Consider the following 5,150-nt stretch of genomic DNA (forward strand, 5'->3'; position numbering starts at 1 on the left):
GTGTTCGATCTGGTGTTTGTCTTGACCAAAGGAGGACCTGGCCGTTCCACTCACATGCTGGTTTACGATATATATTATACGGCCTTCCAGCGTTATGAATACGGCTATGCCTCTGCGATGGCTTACGTTCTATTTGCAATTATTCTAGTCATTACGCTGATTCAATTTCGAGGGCAAAAACGTTGGGTGAACTACTCCTAACGAGTTTAATGGGTTAGAGAAAGGGGAAGCCAACATGAGCATACGAATAGAACCAAGCCAAGCTATGATGACATTATCTAGACGCCCTCAACTTGGCGCATGGGTCAGAAAAACGGTTTTATATGCCGTAGTGACCGCTGTCGCCTTGTCCATGGTTATTCCATTTCTTTGGATGCTTTCCGCATCGGTGAAGTCGGAGGCAGAAATATTCGGTTTCCCGATTCAGTGGATACCTAGCCACTTTTACTGGTCCAATTACAGCAAGGTATGGACGCAACTTCCTTTTTTTACCTACTATTTGAATACGATCAAAATTGCCGTGCTGACCACGCTGCTGCAAATTATTACTTGTTCTACGGCTGCCTATGCGTTTGCCAAAGTGAAATTTCCAGAGCGGGATAAACTGTTTTTCTTGTATGTGGCAACAATGATGGTGCCTTATCAGGTCATGATGATTCCACAGTTTATGTTAATCAAAAAGATCGGGTTAATCGATTCGCATTGGGCATTGATTTTACTAGGGGCGTTTAGTCCGTTCGGCGTGTTCTTGTTCAGACAGTTTTTCATGTCTATTCCGGAAGAACTGTCGGAAGCTGCCAGAATCGACGGCTTGAGCGAGTTCGGCATCTATGCACGGGTCATCTTGCCACTCATTCGGCCAGCGATTGCCAGCTTGACGATTTTTACATTCATGCATGCTTGGAATGACTTTCTCGGTCCATTAATCTACTTGGATTCGGATAACTTGTTTACACTCCAGCTCGGCATGCAGCATTTCCAATCTCATGCGCTTTCTTGTACGCCACTTTGCTCTCCGCACCGGGCAGCACTAATGACAGGCAGATATCCGCAATCGACCGGTGTCTATACAAACTGTAAGATCGGTGCGGATATTATGCTAAGCCCGGACGAGGTTTGTATAGGGGATGCGCTGAAGGCAGCTGGGTATCAAACTGGTTATATAGGCAAATGGCATCTGGATTTGCCTGAGCAAAATCGGTGCTCGGAGCCTGAATCGGGTGCCCGAGACTGGGATGCTTATACACCACCGGGTCCCAAACGGCACGGCTTTGATTTCTGGTATTCCTACGGTGCGTACGATCAACATCTGAAACCGCATTATTGGAAAGACACGCCGGAGATGATTCAAGTCAATCAGTGGTCATTAGAGCATGAAACGGATATTGCGCTGGATTTTATTCGGGCCAAAGGGAACGGAATAGAAAAGGACAATGATCCGTTTGCTCTATTCGTCTCTTGGAATCCACCACACAGTCCATTCGATCTTGTGCCAGAACGCTACAAGGAGATCTACAACGGACGGGAGTTAAGTTTGCGTCCGAACGTAAGTTCGGATCATCTCGCTGCGCATACGGGAGAACCTTTTGAAAGCGGGGATGAGGCGCTGATCCGGTATACCCGTGATTACTTCGCAGCGGTGTCTGGCATGGATGAACAATTCGGCCGGATATGGCGGGAAGTCGAGGCGCTCGGGATTGCGGAAAATACGTTGATCGTACTCTCGTCGGATCACGGTGAGCTCATGGGCTCGCATGGCTTAATGGCGAAGCATTCTTGGCATGAGGAATCCATTGCGATTCCTTGCTTAATGAGCTGGAAAGGCAAGATTGGGCAGGGCAGCACGAATTTGCTTTTTAACAGTGTCGATATTATGCCTACACTGCTCGGCTTTGCTGGCATCCCCGTCCCTGCTTCAGTAGAAGGTATGGATCTCTCCAGTGATATTCTTGGTACGAGACATACCAACATTTCGTCTGCTTTCATTTCCGGATTTCCCGGAAGAAAGGATGCGATGGAGCAATTCGCTGCCTCTGGCTTGGACAACCGTCAATATGGTTGGCGGGGCATCCGCACAAGCAAGTATACCTATGTTGTTCATAAAGGATATGCGCCAGGAGCAGAAGTGCAACGCTTATTCTATGATCATGAGAAGGATCCGTATCAGCTCAATCCTGTTGTGCTGTATGGGCGGCCGCAGACGAAGCTCTTAATATCGCTAGAGGAAGAGCTGCAAAGCTGGTTAGATCGGACCAAGGATAGGTTTGATTTGGCGTGAACAGAATAGTTATGTCAGGAATGAGGCTACCTCGAAGGTCAGAAACGACCTAGGGGATAGCCTCTTTTTTATTAAACGACTCAATAACTGTTTAGTTAAGCGGAGGGGAACTAGGAGCCTCTATTCTTTAGGAATGACTCGGTTTCCTGCGTGAAGAGGAACTAGGAGCCTCTATTGTTCCAGTTATAACCTCCATGTAAGGTTAGTTGGACAAATAAAGCCTTGTAGTTCCGCTTCGCCCCTCCTAATATAGGATATCGCACAAATAGCGTCCTGTAGTTCCTTAAGCTTTAAAGGAAGTCAGCTTTACAGTATTTTGCTTCATGGTAACTTGGTTTGGATTATTGCAGTGCTTGGGGCAATTGCTTTAGCTATAGGCTCTGCTTTTTACGTTATACGAAGGAGTTACCGGCCGATTGAGTCAATTTTGCATAGAATTAACCGGTTTTCGAATTTAGTTATGTCGAATGACCTGAAGAACGATAGAAATGAGTTTGCTTTCATTGATCAAGCCATTGCGCGGCTCATTACAAACAATATGGCCTTTCAGGAGCGGCAAGTCGAGCATCTGGCGATCTGCAGGCAGCAATTTTTACAAAATCTACTGAATGGTGAATACGCGGAAGATCAGGAAGTGTGGAAGCCTGCCAAGCTGTTAACCTGAAAGTCACTCTGGGGATTAATCAAATCATCGACACGGTTGAAGGTAATGAAAAAATCTCGGATGAATGGTTTACGTATGTCGCCAGGTCAGTACCGGGAATCTCAGCAGTTTACGAGTTAAACAGCTGCATCAAATCGCAAGATATGCGAGATTTGCACATATTTTAGTTAAAAATGCGGAGAATGCCTTCGGATAGTATGTTATTTTTATAGGTAAATGTGCGTTAAAGCTATAAATTTCATCTAGCAGAATAGACGGAGGTAGCGATCCTATGCGGAAATTTGAATGCAACGAAAATGAAGTAAAAGAACTCATAGACCGGGTAGTCCGCAGAACGATGAATATGGATTTCACATGGAACTGGTCTTGTGGAGTTGCTTATTATGGGATTTGCAAGGCCTGGGAAGTGACCGGTAATCAGGCGTACATCGATTTTCTGGTTAAATGGGTGGACGAGTACCTGGAGCTAGGGCTGCCTCCTATGATGGTTAACGCTTGTGCTATGGGGCATACCATGCTGACGTTGCATGAAGCCACAGGTGATTCCAAATATCTTGACCTAGCTCTGTTGAAAGCCGAGTATCTGCGTAAAGATGCTATCCGATTCGGGGAAGGTGTTTTCCAACATACGGTATCTTCCAAAAATGATTTTCCAGAGCAGGCGTGGGCGGATACGTTATTCATGGCGGCGTATTTCCTGTTGCGGCTTGGATTTAAACTAGATAATAAGGCATATATTGACGATGCGCTCAATCAATTCTACTGGCATGAGGAATATTTGCAGGACACGAAAACGAATCTGTTCTATCACGCTTGGGATAATGTAAGGAAAGATCACTTGTCCGGTATTTACTGGGGCAGAGCCAATGCATGGGCTGCTTATACGATGGCACAATCGTATAAAATGCTGAATCCTTTCATGCCCATGTGGATGCAGATCGGTGGGGCTCTTGGCGATCAATTAAGTTCTCTGGTCAGGCTGCAATCAGAGAATGGGCTGTGGCGCACGGTTTTGAATGATGAAATCTCTTACGAGGAAACATCAGCCTCCGCCGGAATTGCCGCCGCACTCGTAACTTATGCGCATCCGCTGCATCAGAATTATATGGCCAAAGCTTATGAGGGTATCTTGGCAAATATTGATGAAGACGGTTCGGTACGGAATGTATCGGCAGGTACGGCAGTGATGTATTCCTTAGACGATTACAAAGTAATTTCCAAGAAAAGAGTACAAGGATGGGGGCAAGGATTGACCTTGGCTTACTTGGTTGCCCTGCTTCAGAATAAGGAAGTTGTTAGTAAAATTTAAGAATGAGTGCAAAAAAGCGGCAGTCTATGGATTCGTTTTCTTCCATGACTGCCGCTTTTATTTTATGGCCTGTCTTATGATTAATTTCTGAATTCTACTTGCTGTGGTTTAAAGTTTAATTTACTGAAGTGATCAAGTCCCCACAACAAGACTGTTCCATCTTTTTTGATAACGGACTCCGTTGAAAGATCGTAATTAGTAATATTAATCGAAGCAGCATCGGTAATGCCATCTAATTTAAATAAATCTTTCCAGATCTTTTGGGGTTCAGCTCCAAGTGCGTCCCACTTTTCCACAAAATAGCCCTTGCCCCAAACCGTTCCATCTTTCTTAACAAAAAATGTATGATCATAGTTGCTAGAAACGTCCACGATATCAGATAGTTCATCAATTTGATAAGGTGCTGCAGGAGTAAGAGCTACTTCTTGGAATGATCTACTTTTTGAGAAAGCGGTTGTTCTGCCCCAATTCCATGCTGTACCATCTTTCTTAATGGCATAATGGTTGTTTTTAAGCTGAACAATGTCTTTGAGATTTTCGAGTTGCACGGGCTTCTTATAACGAATTGAGTCGTATAAGGACCAGCTTGAGCTATGCCTTGGGCTATATTCATCAATGTTCCAAACCGTACCATCTTCTTTTAAAAATGTTATCTCATTGTAATCAGTAGAGACTAATATGTCTTTAACATGGTCGATACCTTCAACAAGAACTGGCTCTGCTTTCAATGGAATGGTCCTATCATATTTTACGGTTTCGGTCATCCATACTTTTCCCTCTCGATCAAGTGCTAAAACGATGGTACCAATCGCATCAATTTCAACGATATTATCTAAGTGAGGGATTCGCTCTCCCAAAGTTGCTGATATATGCTCATTGTAATTGGGCTGCTCATTTTC

General features: G+C 44.6%; 5 protein-coding genes. 4 read left to right on the top strand and 1 reads right to left on the bottom strand.

Features of this window, described 5'->3' with window-relative positions; all coding sequences use genetic code 11:
• From AC1DUA_RS25370 to AC1DUA_RS25385, 4 genes are all read left to right on the top strand, one after another.
• The coding region (locus AC1DUA_RS25370) for a carbohydrate ABC transporter permease (RefSeq protein ID WP_477502409.1) at window positions 1-201 on the top strand (201 nt) is incomplete at its 5' end.
• A gap of 34 nt (window positions 202-235) precedes the next feature.
• Window positions 236-2,278 (top strand): sulfatase-like hydrolase/transferase, encoded by a 2,043-nt coding sequence (locus AC1DUA_RS25375; RefSeq protein WP_477502410.1) that lies wholly within the window; start codon window positions 236-238, stop codon window positions 2,276-2,278.
• A 427-nt stretch (window positions 2,279-2,705) separates the two neighbouring features.
• Window positions 2,706-2,942, top strand: coding sequence for a hypothetical protein (locus tag AC1DUA_RS25380; RefSeq protein ID WP_477502411.1), 237 nt, complete (start codon window positions 2,706-2,708; stop codon window positions 2,940-2,942).
• A gap of 271 nt (window positions 2,943-3,213) precedes the next feature.
• Window positions 3,214-4,251: a glycoside hydrolase family 88/105 protein gene (locus AC1DUA_RS25385; RefSeq protein ID WP_477502412.1), complete on the top strand. Its 1,038-nt coding sequence runs from the start codon at window positions 3,214-3,216 to the stop codon at window positions 4,249-4,251.
• Window positions 4,252-4,331: 80 nt separating this feature from the next.
• Here the strand turns inward: AC1DUA_RS25385 and AC1DUA_RS25390 are convergent.
• A partial coding sequence (locus tag AC1DUA_RS25390; protein ID WP_477502413.1) for an RCC1 domain-containing protein occupies window positions 4,332-5,150 on the bottom strand: 819 nt, incomplete at its 5' end.

The organism is Paenibacillus sp. 01T422 (assembly GCF_056398785.1).

What these genes read in the sequence shown, in the direction of transcription:
- AC1DUA_RS25375 (WP_477502410.1), top strand. Translation starts at nt 236, where the DNA reads ATGAGCATACGAATAGAACCAAGCCAAGCTATGATGACATTATCTAGA.
- AC1DUA_RS25385 (WP_477502412.1), top strand. Translation starts at nt 3,214, where the DNA reads ATGCGGAAATTTGAATGCAACGAAAATGAAGTAAAAGAACTCATAGAC.